General features: G+C 58.0%; 21 protein-coding genes and 1 other RNA gene. 10 read left to right on the top strand and 12 right to left on the bottom strand.

Features of this window, described 5'->3' with window-relative positions; genetic code table 11:
- The first annotated feature begins 164 nt into the window (after positions 1 to 164).
- Positions 165 to 971, top strand: coding sequence for a phosphatase PAP2 family protein (locus tag SH661x_RS18505; RefSeq protein ID WP_437224599.1), 807 nt, complete (start codon positions 165 to 167; stop codon positions 969 to 971).
- A 47-nt stretch (positions 972 to 1,018) separates the two neighbouring features.
- Here SH661x_RS18505 and SH661x_RS18500 read toward each other — a convergent pair whose 3' ends face one another.
- Complete coding sequence (locus SH661x_RS18500) at positions 1,019 to 2,455, bottom strand: APC family permease (protein ID WP_437224597.1); 1,437 nt, start codon at positions 2,453 to 2,455, stop codon at positions 1,019 to 1,021.
- Between the two features lie 244 nt (positions 2,456 to 2,699).
- Here SH661x_RS18500 and SH661x_RS18495 point away from each other — a divergent pair, with 244 nt between their 5' ends.
- The gene (locus SH661x_RS18495) at positions 2,700 to 3,407 is read left to right on the top strand and encodes an orotidine 5'-phosphate decarboxylase / HUMPS family protein (protein WP_437224595.1); all 708 of its coding nucleotides are present in this window, start codon (positions 2,700 to 2,702) and stop codon (positions 3,405 to 3,407) included.
- 380 nt (positions 3,408 to 3,787) lie between these two features.
- Positions 3,788 to 4,792, top strand: coding sequence for a GTPase ObgE (gene obgE / locus SH661x_RS18490; protein WP_437224593.1), 1,005 nt, complete (start codon positions 3,788 to 3,790; stop codon positions 4,790 to 4,792).
- A gap of 7 nt (positions 4,793 to 4,799) precedes the next feature.
- Here the strand turns inward: obgE and SH661x_RS18485 are convergent, their stop codons facing one another.
- Complete coding sequence (locus SH661x_RS18485; protein WP_437224590.1) at positions 4,800 to 7,043, bottom strand: hypothetical protein; 2,244 nt, start codon at positions 7,041 to 7,043, stop codon at positions 4,800 to 4,802.
- Positions 7,044 to 7,610: 567 nt separating this feature from the next.
- On the opposite strand from SH661x_RS18485, the gene SH661x_RS18480 reads away from it, so the two are divergent.
- On the top strand, positions 7,611 to 9,272 hold the full coding sequence (locus SH661x_RS18480) for a thioredoxin domain-containing protein (RefSeq protein WP_437224588.1): 1,662 nt from the start codon (positions 7,611 to 7,613) through the stop codon (positions 9,270 to 9,272).
- A gap of 124 nt (positions 9,273 to 9,396) precedes the next feature.
- Here the strand turns inward: SH661x_RS18480 and rlmN are convergent, their stop codons facing one another.
- The gene (gene rlmN, locus SH661x_RS18475; protein ID WP_437224585.1) at positions 9,397 to 10,479 is read right to left on the bottom strand and encodes a 23S rRNA (adenine(2503)-C(2))-methyltransferase RlmN; all 1,083 of its coding nucleotides are present in this window, start codon (positions 10,477 to 10,479) and stop codon (positions 9,397 to 9,399) included.
- Between the two features lie 89 nt (positions 10,480 to 10,568).
- Positions 10,569 to 12,392 carry a tetratricopeptide repeat protein gene (locus SH661x_RS18470; RefSeq protein ID WP_437224583.1) on the bottom strand — a complete coding sequence of 608 codons (1,824 nt, stop codon included), beginning with the start codon at positions 12,390 to 12,392 and terminating at the stop codon, positions 10,569 to 10,571.
- Positions 12,393 to 12,786: 394 nt separating this feature from the next.
- On the opposite strand from SH661x_RS18470, the gene SH661x_RS18465 reads away from it, so the two are divergent.
- Together SH661x_RS18465 and SH661x_RS18460 are read left to right on the top strand one after the other, a co-directional pair.
- Entirely contained in the window at positions 12,787 to 13,536 is a 750-nt protein-coding gene (locus tag SH661x_RS18465; protein WP_437224580.1) for a PP2C family protein-serine/threonine phosphatase, read from the top strand.
- On the top strand, positions 13,514 to 14,158 hold the full coding sequence (locus SH661x_RS18460; protein ID WP_437224577.1) for a Maf family protein: 645 nt from the start codon (positions 13,514 to 13,516) through the stop codon (positions 14,156 to 14,158). Before SH661x_RS18465 ends, SH661x_RS18460 begins: the two co-directional genes overlap by 23 nt.
- Positions 14,159 to 14,201: 43 nt before the next feature.
- Here SH661x_RS18460 and SH661x_RS18455 read toward each other — a convergent pair whose 3' ends face one another.
- The 5 genes from SH661x_RS18455 to SH661x_RS18435 all read right to left on the bottom strand — a co-directional run bounded on the left by SH661x_RS18455 (position 14,202) and on the right by SH661x_RS18435 (position 17,315).
- Entirely contained in the window at positions 14,202 to 14,441 is a 240-nt protein-coding gene (locus SH661x_RS18455) for a hypothetical protein (protein WP_437224575.1), read from the bottom strand.
- A gap of 60 nt (positions 14,442 to 14,501) precedes the next feature.
- Positions 14,502 to 14,895: RNase P RNA component class A (gene rnpB / locus SH661x_RS18450), an RNA gene on the bottom strand.
- A gap of 119 nt (positions 14,896 to 15,014) precedes the next feature.
- Positions 15,015 to 15,854, bottom strand: a complete 840-nt coding sequence (locus tag SH661x_RS18445; protein WP_437224573.1) for a PDZ domain-containing protein — start codon at positions 15,852 to 15,854, stop codon at positions 15,015 to 15,017.
- Between the two features lie 163 nt (positions 15,855 to 16,017).
- Positions 16,018 to 16,749 (bottom strand): hypothetical protein, encoded by a 732-nt coding sequence (locus SH661x_RS18440; RefSeq protein WP_437224570.1) that lies wholly within the window; start codon positions 16,747 to 16,749, stop codon positions 16,018 to 16,020.
- On the bottom strand, positions 16,746 to 17,315 hold the full coding sequence (locus SH661x_RS18435; protein ID WP_437224567.1) for an RNA polymerase sigma factor: 570 nt from the start codon (positions 17,313 to 17,315) through the stop codon (positions 16,746 to 16,748). Before SH661x_RS18435 ends, SH661x_RS18440 begins: the two co-directional genes overlap by 4 nt.
- 461 nt (positions 17,316 to 17,776) lie before the next feature.
- On the opposite strand from SH661x_RS18435, the gene SH661x_RS18430 reads away from it, so the two are divergent.
- Positions 17,777 to 19,141 carry a 3-keto-disaccharide hydrolase gene (locus tag SH661x_RS18430; RefSeq protein WP_437224564.1) on the top strand — a complete coding sequence of 455 codons (1,365 nt, stop codon included), beginning with the start codon at positions 17,777 to 17,779 and terminating at the stop codon, positions 19,139 to 19,141.
- Positions 19,131 to 19,985, top strand: coding sequence for a GGDEF domain-containing protein (locus SH661x_RS18425; protein WP_437224561.1), 855 nt, complete (start codon positions 19,131 to 19,133; stop codon positions 19,983 to 19,985). Before SH661x_RS18430 ends, SH661x_RS18425 begins: the two co-directional genes overlap by 11 nt.
- Positions 19,986 to 20,002: 17 nt before the next feature.
- On the opposite strand, the gene SH661x_RS18420 is transcribed toward SH661x_RS18425, so the two are convergent.
- Positions 20,003 to 21,013, bottom strand: a complete 1,011-nt coding sequence (locus tag SH661x_RS18420) for a Gfo/Idh/MocA family protein (protein ID WP_437224559.1) — start codon at positions 21,011 to 21,013, stop codon at positions 20,003 to 20,005.
- 368 nt (positions 21,014 to 21,381) lie between these two features.
- On the opposite strand from SH661x_RS18420, the gene SH661x_RS18415 reads away from it, so the two are divergent.
- Positions 21,382 to 21,870 carry a deoxycytidylate deaminase gene (locus SH661x_RS18415; protein ID WP_437224556.1) on the top strand — a complete coding sequence of 163 codons (489 nt, stop codon included), beginning with the start codon at positions 21,382 to 21,384 and terminating at the stop codon, positions 21,868 to 21,870.
- Positions 21,871 to 22,206: 336 nt separating this feature from the next.
- Here the strand turns inward: SH661x_RS18415 and SH661x_RS18410 are convergent, their stop codons facing one another.
- Positions 22,207 to 23,244, bottom strand: a complete 1,038-nt coding sequence (locus SH661x_RS18410; protein ID WP_437221960.1) for an IS630 family transposase — start codon at positions 23,242 to 23,244, stop codon at positions 22,207 to 22,209.
- A 98-nt stretch (positions 23,245 to 23,342) separates the two neighbouring features.
- Between SH661x_RS18410 and SH661x_RS18405 the strand changes: the two genes are divergently transcribed.
- Complete coding sequence (locus tag SH661x_RS18405) at positions 23,343 to 23,750, top strand: hypothetical protein (protein ID WP_437224554.1); 408 nt, start codon at positions 23,343 to 23,345, stop codon at positions 23,748 to 23,750.
- A gap of 354 nt (positions 23,751 to 24,104) precedes the next feature.
- Here SH661x_RS18405 and SH661x_RS18400 read toward each other — a convergent pair whose 3' ends face one another.
- Complete coding sequence (locus tag SH661x_RS18400) at positions 24,105 to 25,550, bottom strand: DUF1501 domain-containing protein (protein WP_437224551.1); 1,446 nt, start codon at positions 25,548 to 25,550, stop codon at positions 24,105 to 24,107.
- Between the last annotated feature and the right edge of the window lie 139 nt (positions 25,551 to 25,689).

The following is a 25,689-nucleotide window of genomic DNA, read 5'->3' as shown; positions in this document are numbered from 1 at the left end:
TGCCGGAAGCAACGAGATGCATGCGGATCGACTGATTTCGGGGTTTGCAGGAGGAGTCCGGACAGCTTTTGGCTGACAGGCTGGAAATCGTGCTTTAACATGGCGGGAGTTTTCGCAATTTCGGCAAATGCAGGAATAACGCGGTTAGTGATGTGATGGCTCCTGTGAAATCCAATCGACCCCCGCGAAGCGGTCCGGTTCATCGAATTCTGAAAGGAATCCGGGTCCGGGCTCACTGCTGGGTGCGATGGCTGGGGGGGCTCGAACCCGCCACGTTGATCTCCGTGCTGATTCTTGCGGTGGCGGGCTGGTGCTTCATTGAGCTGGCGGATTCGGTTGTCGATGGAGAGACGCATCGGTTCGATCCGTGGCTGCTGCGGGCATTGCGATCCGAGCACGATCCATCTGTTCCGATCGGGCCCCGCTGGGTTCAGGAACTGGCACGCGACGTCACTTCGCTGGGGGGATACTTCTGCCTGATCTTCTTTACGTTCGTCACAGCGGGATACCTGTGGCTGGACAACAAACGCCACCTGTCCGAATTTCTGATCGGTTCCGCGGTGAGCGGGTACATTGTCAGCACGCTTTTGAAGCTCTTCTTTCATCGTCCCCGGCCGGACGTCGTTCCCCATCTGGACTTCGTCGTCTCCAGCAGCTTTCCCAGCGGTCACAGCATGAATTCGGCAGTGATCTATCTCACACTCGGTTCACTGCTCGCTGCAGCTGTGGCGCGTCGACGATTAAAGGCGTATGTGATCGGTGTCGCGCTGGCGCTGACAGTTCTGGTCGGAATGAGCCGGGTTTATCTCGGGGTCCACTATCCGACGGATGTGCTGGCCGGGTGGATGGCGGGTCTGGTCTGGGCCATCCTTTGTTCGCTCACAGCTCACTTCCTGCAGCAGCGTGGAACGGTCGAAAAGCCGGTCGCTCCGCCGGATGAACCCGCGGACGAGCTGGACGATATCTCTTAACATGCAGAACGCACTGATGCCGCCATGGGAGGCGTTCCAAATCGGCTTCAGGAATTTTGTGAGCGTCTGCTTCCACTCTGCTGTGCCAGTGCCAGAACCACCCCGATGACAAAAACGGGGAAGAACAGCAGCGTCAGTTGGCCGGCCCAGGTGGAACTGCTCCAGAGCATGTACAACGCTGTCCCCGCGAAGACGATCGGGGTGAGCGGGTAAGCGGGAACGCGAAAGGGGCGAGGCCGCTGAGGATCGCGGATTCGCAACACGAACAGCGAGACTGCTGTCAGGAAGAAAAACGCCCAGAAGATGGGAGATGAGGCGCTCACGAGGAGGTCAAAGCCGCCGCCATATTTCTCCCAGTTCGGATCGGGGAGTTTGAGGGCCGACGTGACGAAGATCACTCCATTGCGGCCAGCCTCTGTTCCGACGATCGCTGTCAGCAAAAGTGACATGCCGCTGACGGTCATCAGCGCCCAGACAGCGACGTGGCGGGAATTCCATTCACTCCATTTCTGAAAGAGCGGATAGTCCTGGCCGACCGCTGTCAGCAATCGGCACCCCGAGAACATCATGCCGTGAATCGCTCCCAGCGCGCTCGCCATGACGATCAGACTCATGGCGTTGGAAAACGTGGAGCCCAGTGCCCGGCGGATCACCTCAGCCACAGGGGCTTCAACCTGACGCACGTCGGCGTAACCCAGTCCCTTCAGGAAGGAGAGATTCAACAGCAGGTACAGACCAGCGACAATCCCCAGCCCGATCATCAAGCCGCGCGGCATGTTCTTTCGACAATCCCGAACTTCGGGAGTGACGGAGGCCACATCGCTCCATCCACCGTACGCATACAGTACGAAGACAAGGGCCAGGCCGATTCCGTCCCATGTCGCTGGGGTCGTCTCCACGGCCGGTTGCATGGCATGGGGGTTCTGCGGCGAAAGGATCAGTCCGCAGACCAGAACACTGGCCAGCGAGATGATCTTGATGGTCGTCAGCACATTCTGCGCGAGTCTTCCGACTTGAAAGCCAAAGAGCTGCAGGACTGTCAGTGCGGCAATCGCCCCCGCTCCGGTCAATCCGGAATGGGCCGACATCCAGGGCCAGATCGATCCGGCGTAGGCTGCGAAGACGAATGCCATGGCTCCGACGCTGCCGGGAAGAATGATGCAGGTCTGCATCCAGGCAAACAGAAAGCCGAGCGGGCGGCCGAATGCCCGTCCGAGAAAAACATATCCCGCACCAAACTGTGGATAGGTCGCTGCCAGTTCCGCATAGCAGAGGGCTCCGGAGAGCGCCAGCACGGCACCCAGAGCCCAGACGGCCAGTCCCATGGCTGGACTGCCTGTGTACCGAAAGACATCGCCTGGGACTTTGAAGATCGAAACTCCGACCACAATCCCGATGACCAGACTGACGACGTCCCATGTGCTGAGGGTGGGAGACTTGCTGAGCTCAGGGGCGACATCTCTCGCCAGTTCAGACTTCGACATCGTGCATGCATCTCCTGGCACCCGGAAAGCGGTCTCTCATGGCGAGGACTGAGTGCGGGAGTATACGGAAAGTGCCTCGCTTGGGTACATGTGACGTGAATTGAATAATTCGTTGACGACACGATGGAATTTGAAATTCTCATTATATATTATTCCCACCCTTCTGTGGCATGCCGCTCTCCGGTTCGCGCTGCCGCTTTGCACTCACCGCTGTTGACCGCTTTGATTTTCCAGGATTTGATCTATGCAACCCGTTGTCCAGATTTCGCTCGACCTGACCAACATTGATGAAGCCCTGTCGACTGCCGCCATGGCGTTGCGGGCAGGAGTCGACTGGCTGGAAGCAGGCACCCCTTTGATTCTGGCAGAGGGACTGCACGGGATTCGGGCGCTCAGGAAAGCATTCCCCAATGTCCCGATTGTTGCCGACCTGAAGACGATGGACGGCGGCTACCTTGAAGCGGAGATGATGGCCAAAGCAGGGGCGACCCACGTGGTCGTCATGGCTCGCGCCCATGAAGAGACGATTCACTGTGTCGTCAAAGCGGGTAAAGATCACGGCGTGAAGGTGATGGGGGATAACCTCGGCTGTCCCGACATGGTCGCGGGTGCCAAGCTGCTGGAAGATCTGGGATGCGACTACGTGGTTCATCACATCGGATATGATGAACGACGCGGAATTGTCGCCAAAGGGGGACGGCAGCCCAGCCCGCTGGATCAGCTGCGCGAAGTGGTGCAGGCAGTCAGTATTCCCGTTCAGGCGGTTGGTGGACTCACACTCGAACAGGCGGTCAATTCTCCCAGCTACGGCGCCCCGCTGGTCGTTCTCGGCGCACCACTGACGGTTGATGCGGATGCGTTCCGCACCGCGGATGGAGACCTGGAATCGTCACTGCGATTGATCTGCGAGAAGGTCCACAGCTACGGCAACGTCAAAGTCGGCCGCGCATAGACTGCGTCCGATTTTACGACCCCGGTTTCATCAGAGCGGTTGTTCCAGAGAACGACCGCTCTTTTATTTTCGGGACAAATGCCCGGCCTGGCGGTGGGAGAGAATGATCACAAAAGCGGCCAGCAATGCGACGCTGACCAGAAACTCGGGTGCAACGAGTGTCATGATGGCCTCCGATGGAGAACTCCACTCCGGGGAGTGGTGAAGGTCGGCAGCGCTCTGATCTTACCACAGCCCGTCGATGCGAAACACGAAAATCCGGCGTTTTGCGAGCGGTTGGGAGCTTCCTGTGAAAATTCCCAGCTCCGCACGTCGTCCTCCGACCGGGAAACGAATACACTGGTTCGAACAGGTTTCGGATTTTCAGCGATTGAATTGTCATGTTTATTGATCGAGTTGAATTGGAATGTCAGGCGGGAGACGGCGGCAAGGGGTGCTGCAGCTTTCGTCGTGAGGCGTTTATTCCGCGTGGCGGTCCGGACGGCGGGGACGGCGGTCACGGCGGAAGCATCATCATTCGCGCGGACGAAAATCTCGGAAGCCTGTACAGCCTGGTCGGTCATCGACACTGGAAGGCCGATCATGGTCGTCCGGGCGAAGGAGCCCTCTGCACCGGGAAGTCTGGAGCAGACACCACGATTCTGGTTCCCCCGGGAACCATCATTCGAGATCTCGACGGCGATTTTGTCATCACCGAACTGCTGGAGCATCGGGCGGAGATTGTCATCGCCAAAGGGGGCAAAGGGGGACGCGGCAATAAACGCTTCGCCACTTCCACGGAACGTGCTCCGCGACATTTCGAAGAAGGGGAGCCGGGTGAAGTTCGCACGATCATTCTGGAACTGAAGCTGATCGCTGATGTCGGACTGGTTGGAAAACCGAACGCTGGCAAGAGCACACTCCTGAGCCGGCTCTCCCGTGCGACTCCGGAAATCGCTGCATACCCCTTCACCACCAAATATCCCAATCTCGGGATGGTGCAGGTGGGGCATGATGACTTCTTCCTGCTCGCGGACATTCCGGGGCTGATCGAGGGAGCCCATGCCGGTGTCGGGCTCGGACATGAATTCCTCAAGCATGTTCAGCGGACACGCGTCTTCATTCATATGATCGAACCGGATCCGATGGACCAGTCCGATCCGGTGGCGAACTATCACCAGATCCGTAAGGAGCTGGAGCTGTACGACCCCGAATTGCTGGAGAGACCGGAGTTCGTCGTGATTTCCAAATGCGAGCTCCCGGATGCGGAAGCGTGCGCGGAGTTGCTGGAAGAGAGCATCGGGCGTCCTGTGATGCGGATCTCGTCCGCCACGGGACAGGGTCTTTCCGACCTGACCTGGCAGGTCCTGCAGCAACTCAAGGCCCTTGGCGTTCCGACGGCTTAAGCGGACCTTAACGGGGTGAAGGCTCTTCGGAAGGACGTGGCGCGGTGCTGAACCACTTCGGCAGACGGGCACGTCCCATCACAATCAATCCGCCGAGTCCCAGGCAGCTGAGCAATGCTCCCCAGATGACGCTGCCGGGCCGATACACCCATTCCACCACCTGTACACCGTTGGTGGAATCGGCGGCTTTCAGTGTCACGGCCCGGAACAGGTCATCGTATCGTTCCTGATGCTGACGTGGGTTGACGAGCTTCCAGCCGGGATAGTCGAGATCCCGCAGGACGAGGCGGCAATCGGTCAGGCATTCCACTTCAACCCGGACGCGATTGGGTTTGATCTCGACCGAGCGGATAAGGTTGCCGGTCACGTCAGCACCACTTGCACTATCTGCTTCCGCAGTTGAAACAGGCTCGATGGAGACTCGTCCGGGGGCACGGTTGAGTGCGTAGAGAGAGTACGGGGACGTTCTGCCGAGCGCGACGTTCAACAAACGGTCGCTCCATGTCCCCTGAGGCGTTACATCCCAGATCTCCGGATTGATGGGAGTTTCCGTGAGGAGATGTGTCACGCCGAATCGACGCAGGCGTTTGACGGACTCCGCGATTTTCGCCGGATCGGTCTCCTGAAAATCGACATTCATGGCATCGGACTCATAGATCTCCGGGCCGATTCCCAGATACACGGGGAGCGCGGAGACGTTCAGCAGCGTGGGGAGATTTGCTCCCGGGGCGTACAGCCGGACAGGCTCGAGAGACTTCTCGAAGTGCGACCGGAGGGCGCTCTCACTTCGAAACTTGATCGGCGGTCCGTCCAGCATCACTGCGTAAAAGACTTTGCGTCCAAGATAGGGAGGGATGCCATAGCTGTATTGTCGACTGGCGGTCCAGAGATCGACTGAGGTCAGCAGGAGGATCGATGAGGCAACCACAATTCCGTGCAGCGACTTCCATCTGCGCCACTCCAGCAGCGAGTCGAGTCCCGATCCGCCGAGCAGGCTGAACGCGAGTGCTGCGACCATGGAATACCGTCCCGGACCGCGGAAGAAATTCAGGCCCGGCATCCACGGGAACCAGTAGATGGGCCAACCGGATGCGAAGATCAAAGCAACTCCTGCCACGAGCAGCCAGCCCCAGCGGCAGTTGAGAGTCATCAGTCGACGCAGCGGCGGGCAGGAGAGTCCCAGCAGCATCAGGATCAGCGGAGCCAGGCCGACATACAGCTGTGCTTCTGCCTGATTGGTTCCGGCTGTGATCGCCAGAAATCGACTGGCGGAGAGGAGTTCGTCCATCGATCTTTCGCCCGCATACCACCGCCACGGCATCCAGAGTTGCGAGATCGCTTCGAAGGGAAGGTGTCCGTACGTGGGAGCGAACGTTTCGTTCACGGTCTTGCGCTGGCTGAGTGTTTTCAATTCCCAGCTGGGGAGTAGCTGAACGGCAGCAATGAGAAACCCTACCCCCAGAGCGATCGCGAGACCGACTCCCCGCAGGGGCCGCTGTGCGGACCATTTTGCTGCATGCAGATTCGAGTTCTGCTCAACCCCACCTGGAACGGCCATCCACGGAAAAGGCAACAACGTCAGTAACGTGATGAAGGCCAGGTTGTAGTGCCCAGCGAGCAGATCCATCCCGAGGAAGACTGCCGTCAGGGCCAGATACTTGCGCTCACTCGTTTGCAGATATGCCGTTGCTCCCCACAGAATCCAGACGAACCACGCTCCGCCGATGATCGACCATTCCAGACAGATGCGGGCGGGAAACCAGCCGTAGACAAATGCAGTCGCTGCCAGCAACGCACCGGCCGTCTGAAGTCCCCACCGACGGGCCAGAGCGAACGTCCCGAAGAATGCCAGCAGATAGTGTCCCAGCTGAAGGGCGTTGTAAGCGGTGTTGATCTCGAAGAGCGAGTAGAAGACCAGATTGGGGGGATACAGGGCAGCTGTCTGGCTTTCTCCCAGAACGGGATACCCGAATCCGACCAGCGGATTCCAGAGGGGAATCGTCCAGGACTTCAGGCTTTCCGCGAGAACGGCTTTCTGCGGGAAGTAATAAGGATACAGGTCCCCGCCGACGAGTCCGCCCCCTTGCCAGAGCGGCCACCAGAACACCCAGGCCAACCCGACCGAGACGAGAATCGCAGCCAGCCATCTCCACGTCAGAGAAGAACCGGAAGCCGACGATAGGGCTGTCCCCGGTGACTGGGGGCGTTTTTTCGAGTTTGAAGCACTACGAGGCGATGGGCGAGAGGGCATGATGTCAGTGCTTTGGCGTGGAACAAATTGATTGAGGTGCTGGCAACCACGAGAGTTCCGGCTCTGGACTCTCGTCCCTCGACCCTCGACCTCTCCCAATTCCGGGAGGGAATGTTCGAAGCATCATGGCTGATCTTCTCAGTTTTGGTACGACAACTGCAACTGTTTGAGAAGACTGTGAATCGCTGGTCAAGAAGAGCGGTGATGGACAGCTCGATTTCACCTCGGAATCGATAAAACACTGGAAAAACGCGGATAATACGTAGATTTCCAGCAGGACAGGGGATGGTGCAGACCTCGATGGATTGTGATTCTGACAATTCCCTGATGTAACTTTTTCAAAAAAGGCAGGAAGCCGACTCATGCTGCAACAGATTTTTTCATTCCTCTCGTGCGTCACGCACTTCTGTTTTTCTTCTCGCTTCCCATTCACACCTTCCGTGTGATCCCTGACGTGCCCCGGACCTCGATTCCTTGAGTTCCGGTTCGGCATCAATCTCCCAGACCCCCATTCGAAATCACGACACATTCGCAGTAAGCGGATGTTTTCTCCGCACGGAGCTCTCTATGCGCCTGGTCCTTGCTGTCACTGCCGCAGTCTGCCTTTCCAGTTTTACCGATCTGTATGCCCAGGAAGCTCGGGGCGTGGTCTATGACTTTGGGGCAACGTGGTGCGGACCGTGTCAGCAGGTGGCGCCGATCGTTGAAAAACTGCAGCGGGAAGGTCTCCCCATCCTCAAGGTGGACATTGATAAACAACGCGACCTGGCTGACAAGTTCAGCGTGCAGCAGATCCCGACCTTTGTGCTGGTGATTGAAGGCAAAGAAGTCGACCGGACCACCGGACGCATGACCGAATCTGACCTGCGCCGCATGGTCGCACGCATTCCCCAAAGTTCACCGCAGGTCGCTTCTCCAGTGACTCAGCGTCCAATGGGCCCGATGTCGATTCCCGTGGAACTGGGAGAGTCGGCCCCACTGACTCGTCCTGCTCCGATGAAGACGGAACCGGAACAGACACGCGTTGCGGAGAAAGAAGAAAAGCGAGGACTGCGGGACCTGATTTCACTGGGACGATCGTCAAATAGCGGCGTCCCAGCCGTCGTTCGAGGAAACGACTCCAGCATCTCGGCTGCCGACCCGGTACGGAGCCCGGCGGCTGATGCTGGAGCGGTTCCCTCCAACGACCCCATGAATTCCAGCGTCCGCATTCGAGTGATCACCAACGGGCGGATTGATCTGGGATCGGGCACCGTGATCTCCAGCAAGGCAGGGGTCAGCCATATTCTGACCTGTGCTCACATCTTCAAGGAGTTCACCGACGACTCGCGGATCGAAGTGGATGTGTTCGAACGTGGCGTGCACACCCCCTACACGGCCAGCCTGAAGAAGTGCGATCATGTTTCGGACCTGGGGATCATCAGCATCCCGACCACCAGCGTGGTTCCGCAAGTTGCAGTCGGCGGGCCGAAGTCGGCTCCGCGAATCGGCGAAGCCGTGGCTGCCATCGGATGCAGCGGAGGCGATGAGCCGACCCGCCAGCAGTCCCGCGTGACGGATATCGACAAATACGAAGGCCCGCACAATCTGCTGTGCACCGGAGTTCCTGTTCAGGGCCGCTCCGGCGGTGGACTGTTCAATGATCGCGGAGAGATCGTCGGGGTCTGCAGTGCTGCCGATGAAGACGAGCAACGGGGTTTTTACTCCGGACTGCTCGCGATTCACAAGCTGCTGGATGAGTGTCAGATGACCGCGTTGTATGCTCCGCCCGTGAAGACTGAACCGGTTCAGCCGGCAGAGAGTTTCGCTGCTGCGGAATCGTTCCCGGAACGCTCCGTTCCCGCTGCCGCTCCTCGTGAGATGGCTGCGACGCCCCCAGCTGCCCCGATCGCTCCTGCTGAGAGCGGACCTGTCGACGTGCAGGCGGGCGAGGCTGAAGTGGTCGTGATCATTCGTGATCGTTCGAACCCCGCTTCAGCGAATCGCGTCGTCATTCTGCATGAAGCCAGCCCGAAATTCATGACCTACCTGTCCGGCGAACTTTCCGAAGGCCAGCTGAACATGGACCTTCTGGGAGCATCAACCGCACCGGCTGCTCTCCCGGAAGTCTCGCGGGAAACCCGGATTCAGCAGGTCTCGGCGACGTCAACGGCAGGACAACTTCGCCCGACCGCACTCTCGCAGCCGGTGCAGCCTCAGAAGTATGTGCGTTCCAGCTCGAGCCGATAGACTCGACTGCATTCTTGAACGCCGCGTCGATTGCGATCAGACTGTTTAGCCACACACTTCAAGTGTGTGGCTAAACAGCTCGGATGAAAATGATTTGTTCGACGTTCAGATTTTTCGCAATCTATTACGGAAGCTGAGTCAGCGGTTGGTTCGGGGCATCCGCCTGAAGGGCGCTGAGTCGCAATTGCCCGCAGGCCGCATCGATGTCAGCTCCTTTGCGTTTGCGAACGGTCACATTGACGCCGGCGTTTCGAAGTGTCTCGACGAAATGCTGAGTGCGCGGACTGCCCGGGGCTTCCAGGGCGATCGTCGAAACCGAGTTCATTGGAATGAGGTTGATGTGGGCCTGACGGTTTCTCAACAGCCGTCCCAGTTCCACTGCGTGTGAATCCTGATCGTTGACACCAGCCAGCAGCACGTATTCGTAAGTGATTCGTCGACCGGTCTTCGCGAAGTAGTCATCCGCGGCAGCCAGGATCTCCTTGATGCCGATATTCTTGTTAACGGGAACGATTTCATTTCGCAGCTGGTCATTGGGAGCGTGCAGCGAAACCGCCAGATGAAACTGCAGGTCCGACTCCGCCAGCTCCCGGATCTTTTCAGGCAGACCGACCGTCGAGACCGTGATCCGCCGGGCGCCCAGGCCCATTCCCCCCTTGTCATTCAAAGTCAGAAGTGCGGGGAGAAGTGATTTCAGATTCGCCAGCGGCTCTCCCATTCCCATCACCACGACATTGGTGATGCGTTCGGTCAGCGGGAGGAGACGATCCAGTCGCAGGATCTGATCGAGAATCTCGCCGGTACTCAGGTTTCGTTTCACTCCCAGTAGTCCGCTGGCACAGAAGACGCAGCCCATCGCGCATCCGACCTGTGTGCTGATACAGACCGTGCGTCGATCTTCTTCCCGCATCAGGACGCATTCCAGCGTTTCGCCGTCCCGAAGTTCGAGCAGAAGTTTTTCCGTGCCGTCCTTGGACTTCAGATGGCGCGAAATCTGCGTCCCGAAGAAATCGAACTCGCTCGACAGGTCCGCACGCAGAGCTGCCGGCACATCATGCATGGCATCGAAGTCGTTGACCCGTTTGCCGAAGATCCAGCGACGGATCTGGTCCGCGCGATACCCGCCTCCCCGCGCAGCACACCACTCGACGAGTTGTTCTCGCGAAAGGTCGGTAATCAGGGGACGGAGTTCTGTTTTCGAGGCCATGGTCCGGGACGGGTTGAAGCAAAAATTCAGAGCGTCCCGCATGATATGCGATTTGAGGGAAGAGGGGACAGGGAAGAGGGGACAGGAGATTATCGGAATCGTTCGAGGGCATTGCGGCTTTCCGCGTCCTGCGGATTGATCTGCAGGGCCCGTTCGAAATAGGGGATCGCTCGCTCCAACTCCCCCTCCCGGGCAAGAACCCAGCCGGCCTGGCGACAGGCTTCGGCATTGGTCGGATCCAGCCTGAGGACAGCGTCCAACTGTTCCAGGGCTTGTTCCGTTTGTCGGCCTTCTGCGTGAATCAGTCCCAGCTGCATCCGTGCATAGACGTCGCGCGGTGATGTGTTCAGCCGCTCCTGCAGCAACGCGACCGCTGAATTCACGTTTCCTCGTGCGTGCTCCACAGCGGCCAGACCGATCAGGCTGTCACGGTTTTTCGGGGCCAGTTGCAGGGCGTATCGATGCGCTTCTTCCGCCTGTCTCCAGCGGCCATGCGACTGTTCAACCCGACCCAGAAGTGAGTAGGGAAGGTCAATACGCGGATTCGACTGGATTGCCGCTTCTGCGTGTTGGCGTGCACTCTTCCAGTCCTGTTGCTGGACATCTTCGCGTCCCAGTTGAAAGTGGGCCATCCAGTTCCCTGGAACAACGGCGAGTGAATGAGTCCAGAGCGTGCGGGAATTCTGCCATGTTTTCACTTGTGCCATGCAGAGAACCGTCAGCGCAGCGACCGCGATGCCGGCTGTCAGCCACCGCAGAATGGCCGGAAAACGCAGCGAAACGGCCGTTGCTTCCCACCCGCAGACCAGCATGATGAGCAGACCGATGTGAGGGATGTAGCTGTACCGGTCCGCATGAGACTGGCTGCCAACCTGCAGCAGTCCGATCACGGGAAGCAGAGAGATTAAAAACCACAGCCAGCCCGTGAACAGCCAGGGTTGACGTTTTCGCATGGCAACCGAGATCAACGTGATGCCCGCCAAAAGTAACCCCGCGGCCAGCACTCTCCAGCCATTCAGCGAGTCTGCGGACAACGGATAAAAGATGCAGAGATCGATGGGCCAGAAGGTCTTCCCGATGTACCAGGCAGTTGCGTGAAGGGAGTTGGCGAGTCTGAACAGGACCGGGACGACTTCGACATTCGCGATGGCCCGATCATTCCGCTGGGCCAGGATCGTGACAACTCCGAAAACGAACGCGATGAGAAACAGCGACCACTTCTCCTGCACGAGACGTATTGCGTGCAAGCCGGGTTGCGAATGGCCTCCGTTCAATGTGGAAGACATTTCAGTAAGACGTCCGTTCCATCGTTGAAGAGGAAAGATGTCCAGAAGGATCAAAAGCAGTGGCAGCGTGACGAGCATGGGCTTGGCCATCAGACCCAGTGTGAACGCGACCGCCACCCAGAGGAATCGAGTGCGGGTCGGCTGCATGGAATAATTCTGATAGAGCCACACGGTGATGAGCAGCAGACTGGTGCTGAGCACATCTTTCCGCTCAGACGCCCACGCGACTGATTCCACATGCAGCGGGTGTACTGCGAAGATGGCAGCCACGACGGCACTCGCCTCACGACCCAGATCAAACCGTCGCAGCAGCAGGTACAGCAGACAGACATTCACCCCATGCAGCAGCAGATTGGTGAGGTGAAACGGCAGCGGAGAAACGGACCCTGTCGAAGCATCCAGCCCCAGAGAGAGCCATGTCAACGGGATCCAGTTCCCCGTGTCGAAGGTGGTGAACGCGTACCTGATGCACTCCAGAGTCAACCCGTGGCGGATGATCAGGTTCTGAGTGATGTAACGGTCATCATCGAAATTGACGAAGTCGTTCTGGATGACGCCGTGATAGGCCAGAAATGTGAGAGCCGCCAGTGCGCAGAGGATCCAGATTTCGCTGCCCACACGATTCATCTTGCCATCCGTGTCTGGTGGGGAATTCACTCGCGAAATTCTGTTCGATGCCCCTGTTGAACGCAAGGTGTGATGACCCCGCATCCCGCGCAGGGATCGAATCGAATGGAATGGTCAGGGAAGTGAGGTTAGAAAAAGCGAGTCTGAACATTCCGGTTTTCTGCCCGCTGATTCACCGGCGCCACGTTCTGAAGCTGATTCATCCGATTGAGCAATTGCGTCTCCTCCGGCAGTTCGCCATGATAAGATGTGAATGTCTGTAGGGAGCCAGGGCGACGTTCACTCGATTCCGGAATGAATGTCCGGTCGCGATGATCCAGCTGTGGTTCCAGCCAGGAGCTGCGGAGATGCACACCTGTCCTGATTGAGATATTAGAAATTGGACCAAGCAGCCATGGGGAGAGCAGGAGTTTACCACTGGGGTGCGGTGAGCATCACGGGGAATTTCCGTTCGAACAACGAAGACAAGTTCTACGTTGATAACGACGGCCGATTCTTCCTGGTGGCAGACGGCATGGGAGGGCAGAGTGCCGGCGAGCGGGCGAGCGAACTGGCCATCGAACTCATCACCAGTCGCCTGAATGCCCTCGTCGATTTTCAGCGGTCTCCTGCCAAGATCGTGATCGAGGGGATCGATCGAGCGGTCAGCCATGCCAATGCCGAAATCATGGCTCTGGGGGAACTCGAACCCAACTGCAAGAACATGGGGACCACCATCGCGTTCATCGTCAACGCGAACTCCAATTTCTACATCGGCGGCGTGGGAGACAGCCGGGCGTATCTGCTGCGGAAAAGTTCGCTGCAACAGCTGACCGAAGACCATTCACTCACGCAGGCGCTGGTCAAGGCCAAGACCATCACCCCGGAAGATGCCAAGACGCATCGTTACAAGAACGTCCTGTACCGGTATCTCGGCACCAAAGATGGCGGGAGCGGGACTGAACCGGTTCAGATTGCTCCCCTGTCGGGAGATCGTTACATGCTCTGCTCCGACGGGATTTCCGACGGCACGAACAGGGACCAGATCCAGGAAATTCTGTCCGCAGTGAATGACCCGCAGCTGGCGGCCGAAAAACTTGTCGAAACTGCTCAGGCGGGCGGGTCCAAGGATAATATCACCTGTGTCGTGCTGCACGTCGACTGACCTTCCGCTGATCCTGGGTTCGCGATCGCCCCGTCGTCTGGATCTTCTCTCACTGCTGATTCCGCAACGTCGAATCCATGTCGCTGCGCCGCAGGATGAGTCCGAAGCGGGATTCGAGGGGAAGACTTCGTTGGCAGAAATTCTGTCACAGCTGGCTGCCATCGCACGGACGAAGAATGAGGCTGTCTATCGACAATCTTCCGGGCGAGACTGGGGAGGCATTCTCACAGCCGATACGGTGGTGATTGCGGTCGATCCTGCGGACAGACTCGCGGTGCTGGGAAAGCCGGACGGTCCCCACTGGAAAGAAACGACGCGGGACTGGTTTTTGAATTACTATGACAACCGGGCTCATCAGGTGGCGACGGGAGTCTGTCTGCGATCTCCTGAAGGAACGCTGCTGGAGTTTCAGGTACTGACGCAGATTCGGTTCGGAACGATCTCGCCGGAGATGATCGACTGGTACATTCACACCGGTGAGCCGCTCGGCAAAGCGGGGGGATACGGGCTGCAGGGGGCGGCCGATATGTTCGTGAAATCGATCATCGGAAGTCCCAGCAACGTGATCGGCCTGCCGCTGGAACAGACCTGGCAGGCGTTGCAATCTCTCTCTCTCCTTTGAGAGACGCGTCAGCGGGGGGACCTGCCAAGGGGGTCAGCTGGATTCATTCCGAACTCTGCCGGAAGGTGCCGAGAATCAGTTCGACGGCCGCTTTAGGGCCCTCAACCTCGACGTTCCATGCGTCGAGATAGAGCGTCAATGGCTGGTCCTGAAGTCTGACGCTTCGAACTTCGACCCCCAGTACCGTCCGGGGAGGTTCGACGATGGCGCCGAGTTCTTCCAGCACCTCACGCAGCAGTTCGTGGCTGGCATCGTCATCGGATTCAAACAGACGTGCTCGCACGCGGTCAACTCGGATTGGTGGGGAGGGGTGCAGAAACGTCTGGATGGACATCTCAAAAAACTTCGGAGCGGGCCTGTAAGCCGGGTTCTGTCGAGAGTGATCATTTCTCTGGGACGGGGATTGCTCCGCCGCCTCGACGCGACCGACCCGGAGGTCAGACGAAACGAACCGCTTCGTCCCCTTGCGGGGTCCCTCCTGCTTGGTCTTGCTCCCGGTGGGGTTTACCCTGCCAGAACTGTCACCAGTTCCGCGGTGCGCTCTTACCGCACCATTTCAACCTTACCTGATCCGCAGGCCACACACGTGAAGTGTGTGGTTAAACGGCCATCGGCGGTATCTTTTCTGTGGCACTTTCCCTGTCCTTGCGGACGGTGGACGTTATCCACCACCGTGTCCTGTGGAGCCCGGACTTTCCTCCCTTGTCGAAGACAAGAGCGATCACTCAGCCCACTCCGAAGAGGATGGATTGTGGAGAGTCACGAGCGAAGAGTCTAGGGCAGAGTTGGTAGTGGGTAGTTGGTAGTGGGTGGGGTATCGGCTCTGGACTCTCAACTCTTAGCTCTGGACAGCCAGTCACTTCTTCTGCAGTTGCTCCTGCAGTTCCTGAACTTCTTCGGTCAGGCGTTTGAGCTGCTCCTGCATGCTGGCCATGTCCGCGTGCAGCAGTTCCAGGTCGGCCCCTTTGGCTGTGGAACGGATGATGCCGGGTCCGACGATCTGCACACCGGGAGGAAGGCTGCCTGCACTGGTTCCCGCTGCTGGTCCCGGACCCGGAGGCGTCTCCTGCACGCCGAGACCTTCCGAGCGAGCGATCTCGACGGGGGTGACCTGCAGGTCGAACGGTTCCGCATCGCGGATCAGAGTCAGAGTGATGGGGCTGGCTTTCGCTTCATTGACAAGCCGGACCACATCCCCTGGCAGGCTGACGGGCTGTCCATTGACCTTCAAAAGCAGGTCATGCTGTTGCACTCCCGCAGCCTCGGCCGGCTTTTCCGGAACAAGCTGAGCGACGACCAGCCCGCAGTTTTCATCGATTCCAAGTCTTGCATGCAGTCCCTCGGGGATCGTCTTGAGTTCAACGCCGATGACATAACGTTCCCCGGCAGCCAGTGCATTGACCGCATGCAGGTAGTCTCGCAGAGCGGGGTTGTTCCGGGCCTGATTCTGGACCGACGGCGGCAAGGTTTTCAGCAGTTGCTTCTCGCCGTTCGGAAGAATCACGTACAGGTGATAGAGACCGGAGTCTGGATCCTGCTCGTAGACCGCCTGCGGAATCCCCGCTGGTTTCCCGCGATCGGCTGGAGTCTGGGGGTCATCTGCCAGCACCATGGGTGCCAGGATTCCGCAGATCAGTGCTGCCAGGGCAAGACGCATGAGTTTCGGCCAGTGGGAATGACGGGTTGAACAGCACATCGAGAAGTTCCTTCCAGTGGTTGTCAACTTGATGCTGACATCTGCAATTCGAATCGGATGAGTCCCACGGGGAGGAAAGGACAGGGAGTCCGTTCAAGTTCCACAGCAACTGTCCTCCCGCCCCGGGGGCCTCGCCCGCTTCTGTGATCACGCTGAGTTCGTATTACTGAATCGAGTGACGCACCCGCATTGTTTCCGTCGGGACAAGGATTTCGCGGCCATCGCTGAGCGGGGCGCGATACCACTGCCGTTCATGATCGACGGTCATGCCCTGAGCTTCCAGCATCTGGCGGATGTCTTCCGGCAAGGGGGCCGGCTGATGCAGATGCTGGATCGCCTGCCATTGTTCGGGCGAATAAACCGGTACGGACACGGGTTCGGCTTCACGGCTTCCCAGACCTGTCAGTCTCACATTCATGATCGGAGTTCGTGAAGCCGTCCGTACGCCGGTCCCGGGCGAGCCGATGGAAAGCATCTCCGGCAGCGTCTGCATCTGACTGGGCACATCCGTTTCGGCGATGTTGCCATCGACCTCGTCAGCAGACATCCAGAAATGCCCAGCCACCCCCACCATCATCCCCACCAGCAGGGAAGCGGCAACGGAAAACCAGGGACGGACGCGACGGTGCAGCCAGGGAACATTCGTCGCTGGGACAATCTCCTGACCGGGCGTGACCGGGCGTGCCAACTGAAAGGAGAGCATTTCGCCGCTGGCAGCATCATCAGCAAAGACTCTGGAAAAGACCTGATGCTCCACAAAGGTGAGGGCCAGTGTTTTCCAGTTCTCCGCAGAACCCTGTTCATGCAGACGTTTGAGAAGTTCCGTACGTTCGTGGTCCGACAACTCGCCGTCCACGCAACGTTGCAGCATCAATTCATCAATGGTGTGTTTCATGTGAGTTCTTCCACATGGGCTTGTTTCAGCAGCTGTCGAAGTTTCTTTTTGGTTTTCAAGAGCCGGTGTTCGATGGTGTGAACGGTGACCCCCAGGCGTTCGGCCAACTGCTGATAAGTCCAGTTTTCCGAATATTTCAGCATGAGGATCTCGCGATCGGTTTCCCGCAATCCCTGCAGGGCTTTCTTGACTGCTTGACGGTGTTCGCGACCCAGGAGCCAGTGCAGCGGATTCTCTGCTTCGTCGGTGGGGACTTCGCTTGCCTCGACCGGGGTGGAATCCACATGTCGGCGCAGCCGCCCCATCTTCCGTCGATACATGTAGGCCTGACGGACAGCCACCTGGTACAGCCACGACCCGAGTCGGCTCGCATCCCGCGGGCGCAATTCAGGGCGACTGATGGCCAGGCTGATCTCCTGCATCAGGTCATCCACCACATCCCGATCACCGACCCGGTTGAACAGGACTCGTCGCAGCCATGGTTCGTTCCTTTTAAGCCCGGCGAGCCAGTCATATGGCTCGACGGCCACTCCATCCTGAACAGGCGGGGGGTGATGGGTAGTCATGTCAAAAAGACCAGTTGCCGCTCAAGCTCGAGGCCGTGTGAGTTTTCCCAAAAAAATCATTTCGGGCGTTTTTTGAGACCGAATTTCAGGGGAAATCTCTAGGTTGCTTGTTCGAAGTGATTTCAAAGTCGGTAGTTATGGTGCCTGGCGGGGGGATCGTGAGGGGTCCATTCCGATTTTGCATCAGTCGACCCGTTTTCGCCAGCCCGACGACTCCGCAACGGCGAAGCCAGGGACTCTGAAAGTAAAACATGCGTTGAGTCTCCGGGGGACCAAAACTGCCGATGTTTCAGTCGTTGTCTGGTCGGAATTTAACGATTGTTTCGCTAAGCTGGCGGTGACATCGGGAGCCTGGTCCCTGGCGGCGGGCGCCCATCGATCTGGACGATCGACGTCTTCAGAACCTTGTCTGTTGACCTGACCTCCCCGACCCGGCGGATCAGGACATGGGAGAAATGAACGTGCCTCGGTTTCGTCTTCTGTTGGTGATTCCCCTGCTCTTCCTCAGCGCCTGTGAAAAGAAAACCAAACAGGTGTCGGGACCGATGGAGGGGGTCGACGCCATGCTCGAGATGGAACTTGAAGAAGAATTTGGGCACCCGATGCGAGAAGGTGTCCCGTCCGGAAAGCCTCGACAGGTGGAACCGGGACAGGAATTCACGCTGGAAGTGCTGGACGACAGTGCCAACCCGGCATTCGCCCGCAGGTTGCTGACGACCGACCAGATTGCCACCGGCTGGATTGCTCTGTTTGACGGCGAGACTCTGTTTGGCTGGATCCCCGACAATCAGGACGTCAACTGGAAGGTGGAGCATGGTGCCATCACCGCGGACGTCGGACCGGTCGGGATGCTCCGGACCAGCGTTCCCTTCGCGGATTTTGAATTTACCTGCGAGTTCAAAATCGGGCCGGGGGGTAACAGCGGTGTCTTTCTGCGGGCAGCGGAACACCCCCAGAACCTGACACAAGACTGTATCGAGATCAATATCGCCGATGAGCACCCCGAAGGGTACACCACCGGCAGTCTGGTGGAGAGAGCCAAGCCACTGGACGTCGCTCCTCCCACAGAGGACTGGCAGACCATGCGGGTCACTGCCAACCGCAGCCTCATTACCGTCGAAGTCAACGACGTCCTGACCGCTGAGTACCGGGACCCGTCACCAGAAGCTCGCAAAGTCGGCTATATCGGATTACAGCAGCGTCTGGGGAAGGTCGAATTCCGTAAGGTGAATCTCAAGCCTCTGGCGATGAAGGGTCTCTTGAACTCCTCATCTCTGGCGGGTTGGCGCGAAGTCCCGGGATCCAAGGCAAAATTCGTCCCCGATCCGGATGCTCTGCAGATCACCGGGGGGCTGGGGTTTCTGGAAACCGAAGAGACCTTTCAGAATTTCATCTTCCAGACCCAGGCGAGAACCGGCGCTCCTGAAGTCAACACCGGGGTCTTCTACCGGACCGAACCGGGAACGGAAAAAGCTCCGTCAAACGGCTATGAAGTCCAGATCCATAACGGATTTCATGGTTCCAACCGGGATCAGCCGAATAACGCCGGGAGCGGTGCGATTTTCCGTCGGGTCGACGCACGACGCGTCGTCGCCAATGACCAGGAGTGGTTCACGCTGACCCTGGTTGCGAACGGTCCTCGTGCTGCCGTCTGGATCGACGGGTTTCAGGTGGTGGACTGGATCGATGAACGTCCTGCCGACCCGAATCCCCGCAAAGGGCTGCGACTGGAAGGGGGCCACATCAGCCTGCAAGGACATGATCCGACAACTCTGGCAGCCTTCCGCCACATGCGAATTGCCGAATATCCCGCTGTTGCCCCCTGATATTGACCGTGTGCTGCGGGCGACTCCCGGAACGCAGATGCTCAAACGATGGAGCGGCTTGATTTCTGTCCTCTGGCTGGCACTGATTTCGATTGCAACTGCCTGGGGCGAGCGCCAGCAGACCATGGTGCTGGCCCTGCTCTTGTGTGTCTGGCCGGCACGTCGACTCGGATGGCAGAATCTTGTCCTCGGAGGGATTCTGGTGCCGCTGGCTTCGCTCGCAGGAATCTGTTGGGGCGCCCGTGGCTGGCCTGCGTGGAACCTGAATCTGATCGCATCACCCATATTGTTGGCAGCCATCGGACTGACAAGGACTTCCGAACGAATCCGACAGGAGACCATCCGCGGAACCGATGCTCTCACAGGGCTCTTCAATCGGCAGGGGTTTGAACTCCGGGCGCAGATGATGGCTCGCTTGTCATTGGCTCAATCGCTTCACAGCGGAGTGGCGGTCGCCTGTCTCGACTGCGACAGCTTCAAAGAATTCAACGACCGGCACGGACACCGCGCCGGAGATGAACTTCTCATGCAGGCGGCCAATGTGCTGCGGCGGTCCGCATCTCCCGGACTGGCAGCCCGACTGGGAGGCGACGAGTTCTGTCTCATCTGGCTTGATGTGACGCTCGAATCGGCGCGTGCTAGGGCTGAGAGGCTTCAGAAGGAGTTAGCCAGTACGATATCGACCCTCGGCGAAGCAACGACCTGGAGCATCGGCGTGGCGGTGTACACCGAGCTTCAACCGATCGAGCAGATGATCGACCGGGCCGACCTCCTCATGCTGTCGGGAAAGAGCCGAAACAAGGGATCACTGACCGTGGAACTGATTCCGACAGCGACTCCGTGAGAAGTGTTGAACATCCTTCATGGAGCTGGTGGTGAGGCAGCGTCCTTGAGGAACAGCTGTGGATCGAGGCCGGCGGCCTTTAACGTGTCGTCAATCCGGATTGACTTCCCTCCCTGTCGCGAACTTTCATCCGCTGCCACCATAAATGCATAGATCTCCAGAGTCTCCCGCAGCTCGACTGGAGTGGTCCCGTTCGACAGGAATTCGTGAATCGACTTCACCAGGGGTTGATAGCCCTTGAAGGGCCCGACGCCGGCAATCCCTTTGCTTCCAAAAGCGGTTCCACCGAAGTCAATTTTCGGACCGTCCTGTGGAAGCGAGTAGAGTCCCCGGAATGTGCCGATTCGTCCATCCCGCCACCGGCCGACGACCACATCGGACGTTTCCGTCTCCACCCGCGTGACCGACTCGCATCCCGGGCCCATCACTGTGAACAGGGCCTCAACACCATGGATTCCGTACCAGAACAGCGTGGGATGGGATGGCTCTCGACTTTCCGGACCGTAAGTGTCACAGCCATAGATTTTCCCCAGTGCGCCTTCGCGAGCAGCTTTGGCTCCTTCCATGAATCTGCAGGAGGATGTTGAAAAGACGGGAACGTTGGCAGCCTGGGCCTCCTGAAGAATCATTCCGGTATCAGCGAGTGACGCTGCCACCGGTTTGTCGATGAACATCGGCTTGCCCGCCTGAATCACCAGCCGGGCCTGCTGCAGTCGGGGATTCCCATCATTGGTCTCGAGGAGCACCGCGTCCACCAGCGGCAACAGTTCTTCAATGGAAGCGACCGCCTGCACGCCGTACTTTTCCAGCTCCTTGGTGTTTCCCGGAATGCGGCTGGAGCTGGAGGGAATCTCCGTGCTTCCATAGGGGTAGGTCGCGACGACGCGGCAGCCCGGTACGTGGTCGGCTGCAGTGGAATCATTGAACATCCGTGTGAAGTGAATCGCGTGAGAGGTGTCCACACCAATAATGCCCAGCTTGATGACAGGCTGTTCATCGTCCGCTCGCAGTGAGTCTGCGGACGCCATCACAACTCCAATCACACAGACAATGAAAGCACGAGATATCAATGGCATTTGGGCGATCCCGGTGGGTTGGGGTTCGGGTGGGTGACGAAGAGAGATTTTCGACAAGGCACTGCCTGTTAAGTTAACGAACGTCGTCGTCGGAAGCAAACTTGCCTCGCCTCAACCGGCTCACTTGCTGTCAATGCCGTCAAGCCAATTCAAACCGAAGTTGGTCACAGCTTCATGTCGTTAGAACACGCGAGAGGAACAAACGCAGAGAAGGCAGTCTTCGGAAATTCTGTTAATCTGCAGGCATCGAACGCATGGTCGGAAAGAATCTTCGATTCATCGTCGGAACGAACTTACATCAGCTGGAAGAAGTGTCGGGCATGGCAGACCAACTTAAATGGGACAGGCATTTCATCAAGCTGGCATTGGAAAACGCCAGGATGTCGAAAGACCCTGCGACTCAGGCTGGGGCTGTGATCGTCGGTCCGGACCGCGAAGTGCGCTCGATGGGGTATAACGGTCTGCCTCGCGGAATCCTGGACACGCCGGAGCGATTGAACAACAAGGAACTGAAGCGTTCGTTGATCGTGCATGCCGAGATGAATGCCATTCTCAATGCCGCCCGGATTGGCGTGAGCACGCGCGGGTGTACGCTGTATCTCGCACTGACTGATGAAACCGAGCAAGTCTGGGGCGGTCCCCCCTGCTTGCGATGCACTGTCGAAATCATTCAGTCCGGCATTACAGAAGTGGTCGCCAAGCCCTTTAAAAACGTGGAATCGTACTGGACCTCATCGGTCGAGCAGGCCCGGGAACTCCTCGTTGAAGCAAAGCTGACTTACCGGGAGATCAGCTTTGAATCGACCTGAGTTTTCGTCTCAGAGCAGTGGCACCTAAGTTCAGGGCTTCTCAACACGGCCACCCCGCCCCAACACTGCGATATTTCCAAAGTGAGCTAAATGCTAGAATTCCAGGAAGAAGCACTGAAGAAGAATCTGGACCACTTGCCTTCGCGTTCGCGTGTAGCATTTGCGGCAAGTTGCGTCCAACGACTGGCGAACACTTATCGGATCTTGGCCAATCAAAATGGACGAACAAAAGAACCAAAACTGGTGGAGAGGGCACTTGATTATACTTGGGGTCACGTCTTTGTAATACCCGAGAGAGCAAAACTAAATAGGACCTCCACGTCCTCGGAGTGAGTTTTAAGCGGCTTTGGCGAAGGAGTGTCGCATGTCGAGGTAGTGATTATTATTCACCTCGAACCATTCGTACGCCTGGTCAATCAGTTCTTCCAAGGTCTGGCAGCGGTGGTTTCTCGTGATCGTCTCGTGCAGGTGCCACCAGACTCGTTCAATGGGATTCGACTGCGGAGCATACTTGGGAAGAAAATGGACTTCGATCCGGTGACTCCATTTCTGCAGATAGGCTTTCACCGCTTTCGAGTCATGAAATTTGGCGTTGTCACAGATGACATGGATCTTCCGGAAGCTCCTGAGTCGGAAACGCAGGTCGTCCAGATGGGCCAGGAACTGGACCGTGTTTCGTCGCCAGCAGGGACGACTCACCAGCAGTGTTCCCGTCCCCCAGATCAGCGAGCCTGCCACATGGCACTTCTGATTGTTCCCCGGCGTGACCACCTCGGCCTGCTGACCTTTCTTCATCCACATGCTGCCAATCTTGGGGTTCAAATTCAGGTCCACTTCATCCTGAAAGACGGCGACTTCGTTGTGGGAAAGATTCTTCAGAAGATGTTGGATTGCCTGAAATTTCTCAGCGTGCTGGGGATCAACCGGGCCGACCACTGGACGGGGGCGACGCCAGACCAAGCCCAGCCGATGCAGTCCCCGGCGGATCGTTTCTCCGCTCAATCGCAGGCCGGTTTCAAACGCCAGCAGGTGAGCGAGCGTTTCACAGGACCAGCGGGAGCGGAAATATCCAAAATCCCGGGGAGTGGACTGAGTGACCCACCGCAGGACCTGTGTCATCCAGACTGGAAAGGAACGCTGCGGAGACGGTTTTTGCAGAACAGCAGCGACTCCCCCTTGCGTGAACAATTTCAACGTGGTCGAAATCAGGTCGAAGCTGCAAAACAGCACGGTTTTGATCTGCTGCCAGGTCAGGCCTTGGGCCCGGAGCAGAACAATATGAGCCCGTCGAGAAGTGGAGAGATCGGCTCCAGAGCGATAGGCCTGCAAAAGCATCTTGCGTTCCTGAGCTGTGAGCTGGATACTGCCATCCATGGCTTGACTCCTCGAAAGGGAAGTGGTGGTACACCTCCCCAACGTAGACCAAGCCTGTTTTTGTTCCTACACCAATCGAAAACGACGCTCCGGAAACGATGTGGAGCTATTTAGGGCAGATGCTGAACGAGATTGACAAGGAAATTCCGGATGAAGACGCTCCAGGCTGGACTCCATTGACCCCGTATACTGACGATGTATTTTCATCTACCGCATACTGCCTGGAATGCTTGCAGACAGGCTTGGCTCAAGATGCAACTTGGGCGGCCCGGCGAGTTTATGAAGCATTAGACCACTTTGTAGGTAATAAAGATAATGCATTCGCGACTGAAATCGAGGCTGATGCGGATATTAACAAGACTCCGGTTATCCAAACTGAGTTGTATAGACAAGCTCGCGATCTTGCTGAGCTCAATGAGGTTGGGGACCACCTATCCCCAGGATTTCTCGACATCTTGCGAAAACGTAGTGAAAGTGAACAAGCTATTGATCTAACAATGACATGAGGTAGTTTCACAACCCTTTCATGATGGTGTACAGGCCGGGTGCCCGGGTTGACAATCTCTCGATTTGGGTGCCACTGCTCTGGGAGCAGTGCGTACGAATGTCAGCTGACAATGCTGGCGGGTCTGCAACCGATATTCAATTACCTACTGAACTGAAGCGATCCTGAAGGTGACCGGACTGCCAACTGAGAAAGATACACACGACCAGCTGGGCGCAAACCAAATGGACGATCAACGACGTTCGTCACTGCTCGAAGAAGAGCAGTGGCACCCAGAATTAAACATCCTCAACCAGGGCACCTGGCATCCGTTTTCAGCTCTTAAGCATGCCACCCCCTCATGCAGGGGATGCATTTAACCCTGCTTGATGATGTCCGAGACGACCCTTGCTTTTCGCTGGTTGGTCACCTGCTGTTCCCGGCCGTTGTAGCGGTAGGTGAGGTGCTGGTGATCGATTCCGAATAGCTGCATCAATGTGGCGTGCAGGTCGTTGGGTGTGACGAGGTTTTCCGCGACGTGATGGCCGAAATCGTCGGTCTTGCCGTAGGTCATGCCCCCTTTGATGCCGCCGCCTGCCAGCCAGATGCTGAAGCCCTGTCCGTTGTGGTCCCGTCCGGGATCCTGCCCGTTGGCTCCCTGTTCCGAAACCGGCAGGCGACCGATTTCACCACCCCAGTGGACGATGGTGGAATCGAGCAGGCCGCGTTGTTTCAGGTCTTTCACCAAGGCTGCACAAGGGCGATCGGTCTTCTCGCAGATCGCCGGAAGCGTCTCCTGAATCGACCCGTGATTGTCCCAGGGCTGGCCGCCGTGGAAGAGCTGCACGAATCGAACACCGCGTTCCACCAGACGCCGGGCAATCAGGCAGCGGCTTCCGTATTCCCGCGTCTTGGGGTTGTCGAGTCCGTAGAGTTCCTGAGTCGCTTTGGTTTCCTGTGAGAGGTCCAGAGCTTCGCGGGCGGCTGTCTGCATGGATGCAGCCAGTTCGTAGCTGGCGATGCGTGCTTCGAGATCTGCTTCGCCGGCATTTCGGTCGAGGTGACGCTGGTTCAGGGCCTGCAGCAGTCCCAGATTCAGGTCCTGCAGATCGCCCCGCAGGTGGGCGGGCGCATCCAGATTCAGGATGCGGGGTTCCTTGGCCCGTAACACGGTTCCCTGCATCAGGGGGGGCATAAACCCGTTTGTCCAGTTGCTGACGCCGTCGACGGGTGGTCCCTCGGGGTCGGTGAGGACCATGTAGGCCGGCAGGTTCTGACTTTCCGAACCAAGTCCGTAGACCAGCCACGCTCCAAATGTCGGTCGTCCCAGAACTCCGGGGATGCCGCCGTGGAAATAGCGGATGGAGACCTCGTGCCCGTTGGCTCCGGTGTGCATCGACCTGACGATACAGACGTCGTCGACGATCTCCGCCAGCCCGGGGAGGAGTTCGGAGATTTCTGTTCCGCATTCCCCGTGCGGGCGAAACTTCCACGGACTTCCGAAAAGCTTTTTGCTGGCGCGGTTCACAAAGCTGAAGCCGACTTCACCGGAATACTCGGTCCCGCTCAGCCGGGTCAGTTCGGGCTTAGGGTCCATCAGGTCCATATGTGATGGTCCCCCGTGCTGGAACAGGGAGATCATCGCACGGGCCTGTGCGGGAAACTGCGGCGGCCGGCTGGCCAGTGTAATCGGGAGATTCTCTTTCGGCTTGCCGGTGTTGGCTCGCGCCTGTTCCTGTTGAAGCATCCAGGCGAGCGCCAGACCGCCGATACCCATGGCACTTTCAGTCAGCATCTGGCGTCGCGATAGAATGGGTTGCATGATTCTTCTCCAGGCTGTCAGTGAGCGGTCAGGCCGCTTCAGGTGCAATGTTCGAATCGTCGGTCAGTCTTCCGCAATGTGGCAGTTTCAAGATTGTGCGAGGTGGTGACCGTGGAGCCTGCGTCCGGTTGAATCCCCG

It is taken from the genome of Planctomicrobium stercoris (genome assembly GCF_051465655.1).
GTDB lineage: Bacteria > Planctomycetota > Planctomycetia > Planctomycetales > Planctomycetaceae > Planctomicrobium.
Note: the sequence above shows the minus strand (reverse complement) of the source record. Positions and strands in the feature narration are given on the sequence as shown.

Excerpts from the sequence above, each read along its gene's own strand:
- SH661x_RS18445 (WP_437224573.1), bottom strand. The coding sequence starts at position 15,854 with ATGTGCTGTTCAACCCGTCATTCCCACTGGCCGAAACTCATGCGTCTT.
- SH661x_RS18415 (WP_437224556.1), top strand. The coding sequence starts at position 21,382 with ATGGCAGACCAACTTAAATGGGACAGGCATTTCATCAAGCTGGCATTG.
- SH661x_RS18400 (WP_437224551.1), bottom strand. The coding sequence starts at position 25,550 with ATGCAACCCATTCTATCGCGACGCCAGATGCTGACTGAAAGTGCCATG.
- obgE (WP_437224593.1), top strand. The coding sequence starts at position 3,788 with ATGTTTATTGATCGAGTTGAATTGGAATGTCAGGCGGGAGACGGCGGC.
- SH661x_RS18435 (WP_437224567.1), bottom strand. The coding sequence starts at position 17,315 with ATGACTACCCATCACCCCCCGCCTGTTCAGGATGGAGTGGCCGTCGAG.
- SH661x_RS18410 (WP_437221960.1), bottom strand. The coding sequence starts at position 23,244 with ATGGATGGCAGTATCCAGCTCACAGCTCAGGAACGCAAGATGCTTTTG.
- SH661x_RS18500 (WP_437224597.1), bottom strand. The coding sequence starts at position 2,455 with ATGTCGAAGTCTGAACTGGCGAGAGATGTCGCCCCTGAGCTCAGCAAG.
- SH661x_RS18485 (WP_437224590.1), bottom strand. The coding sequence starts at position 7,043 with ATGCCCTCTCGCCCATCGCCTCGTAGTGCTTCAAACTCGAAAAAACGC.
- SH661x_RS18440 (WP_437224570.1), bottom strand. The coding sequence starts at position 16,749 with ATGAAACACACCATTGATGAATTGATGCTGCAACGTTGCGTGGACGGC.
- SH661x_RS18405 (WP_437224554.1), top strand. The coding sequence starts at position 23,343 with ATGTGGAGCTATTTAGGGCAGATGCTGAACGAGATTGACAAGGAAATT.
- rlmN (WP_437224585.1), bottom strand. The coding sequence starts at position 10,479 with ATGGCCTCGAAAACAGAACTCCGTCCCCTGATTACCGACCTTTCGCGA.
- SH661x_RS18495 (WP_437224595.1), top strand. The coding sequence starts at position 2,700 with ATGCAACCCGTTGTCCAGATTTCGCTCGACCTGACCAACATTGATGAA.
- SH661x_RS18420 (WP_437224559.1), bottom strand. The coding sequence starts at position 21,013 with ATGGCGTCCGCAGACTCACTGCGAGCGGACGATGAACAGCCTGTCATC.
- SH661x_RS18465 (WP_437224580.1), top strand. The coding sequence starts at position 12,787 with ATGGGGAGAGCAGGAGTTTACCACTGGGGTGCGGTGAGCATCACGGGG.
- SH661x_RS18470 (WP_437224583.1), bottom strand. The coding sequence starts at position 12,392 with ATGAATCGTGTGGGCAGCGAAATCTGGATCCTCTGCGCACTGGCGGCT.
- SH661x_RS18480 (WP_437224588.1), top strand. The coding sequence starts at position 7,611 with ATGCGCCTGGTCCTTGCTGTCACTGCCGCAGTCTGCCTTTCCAGTTTT.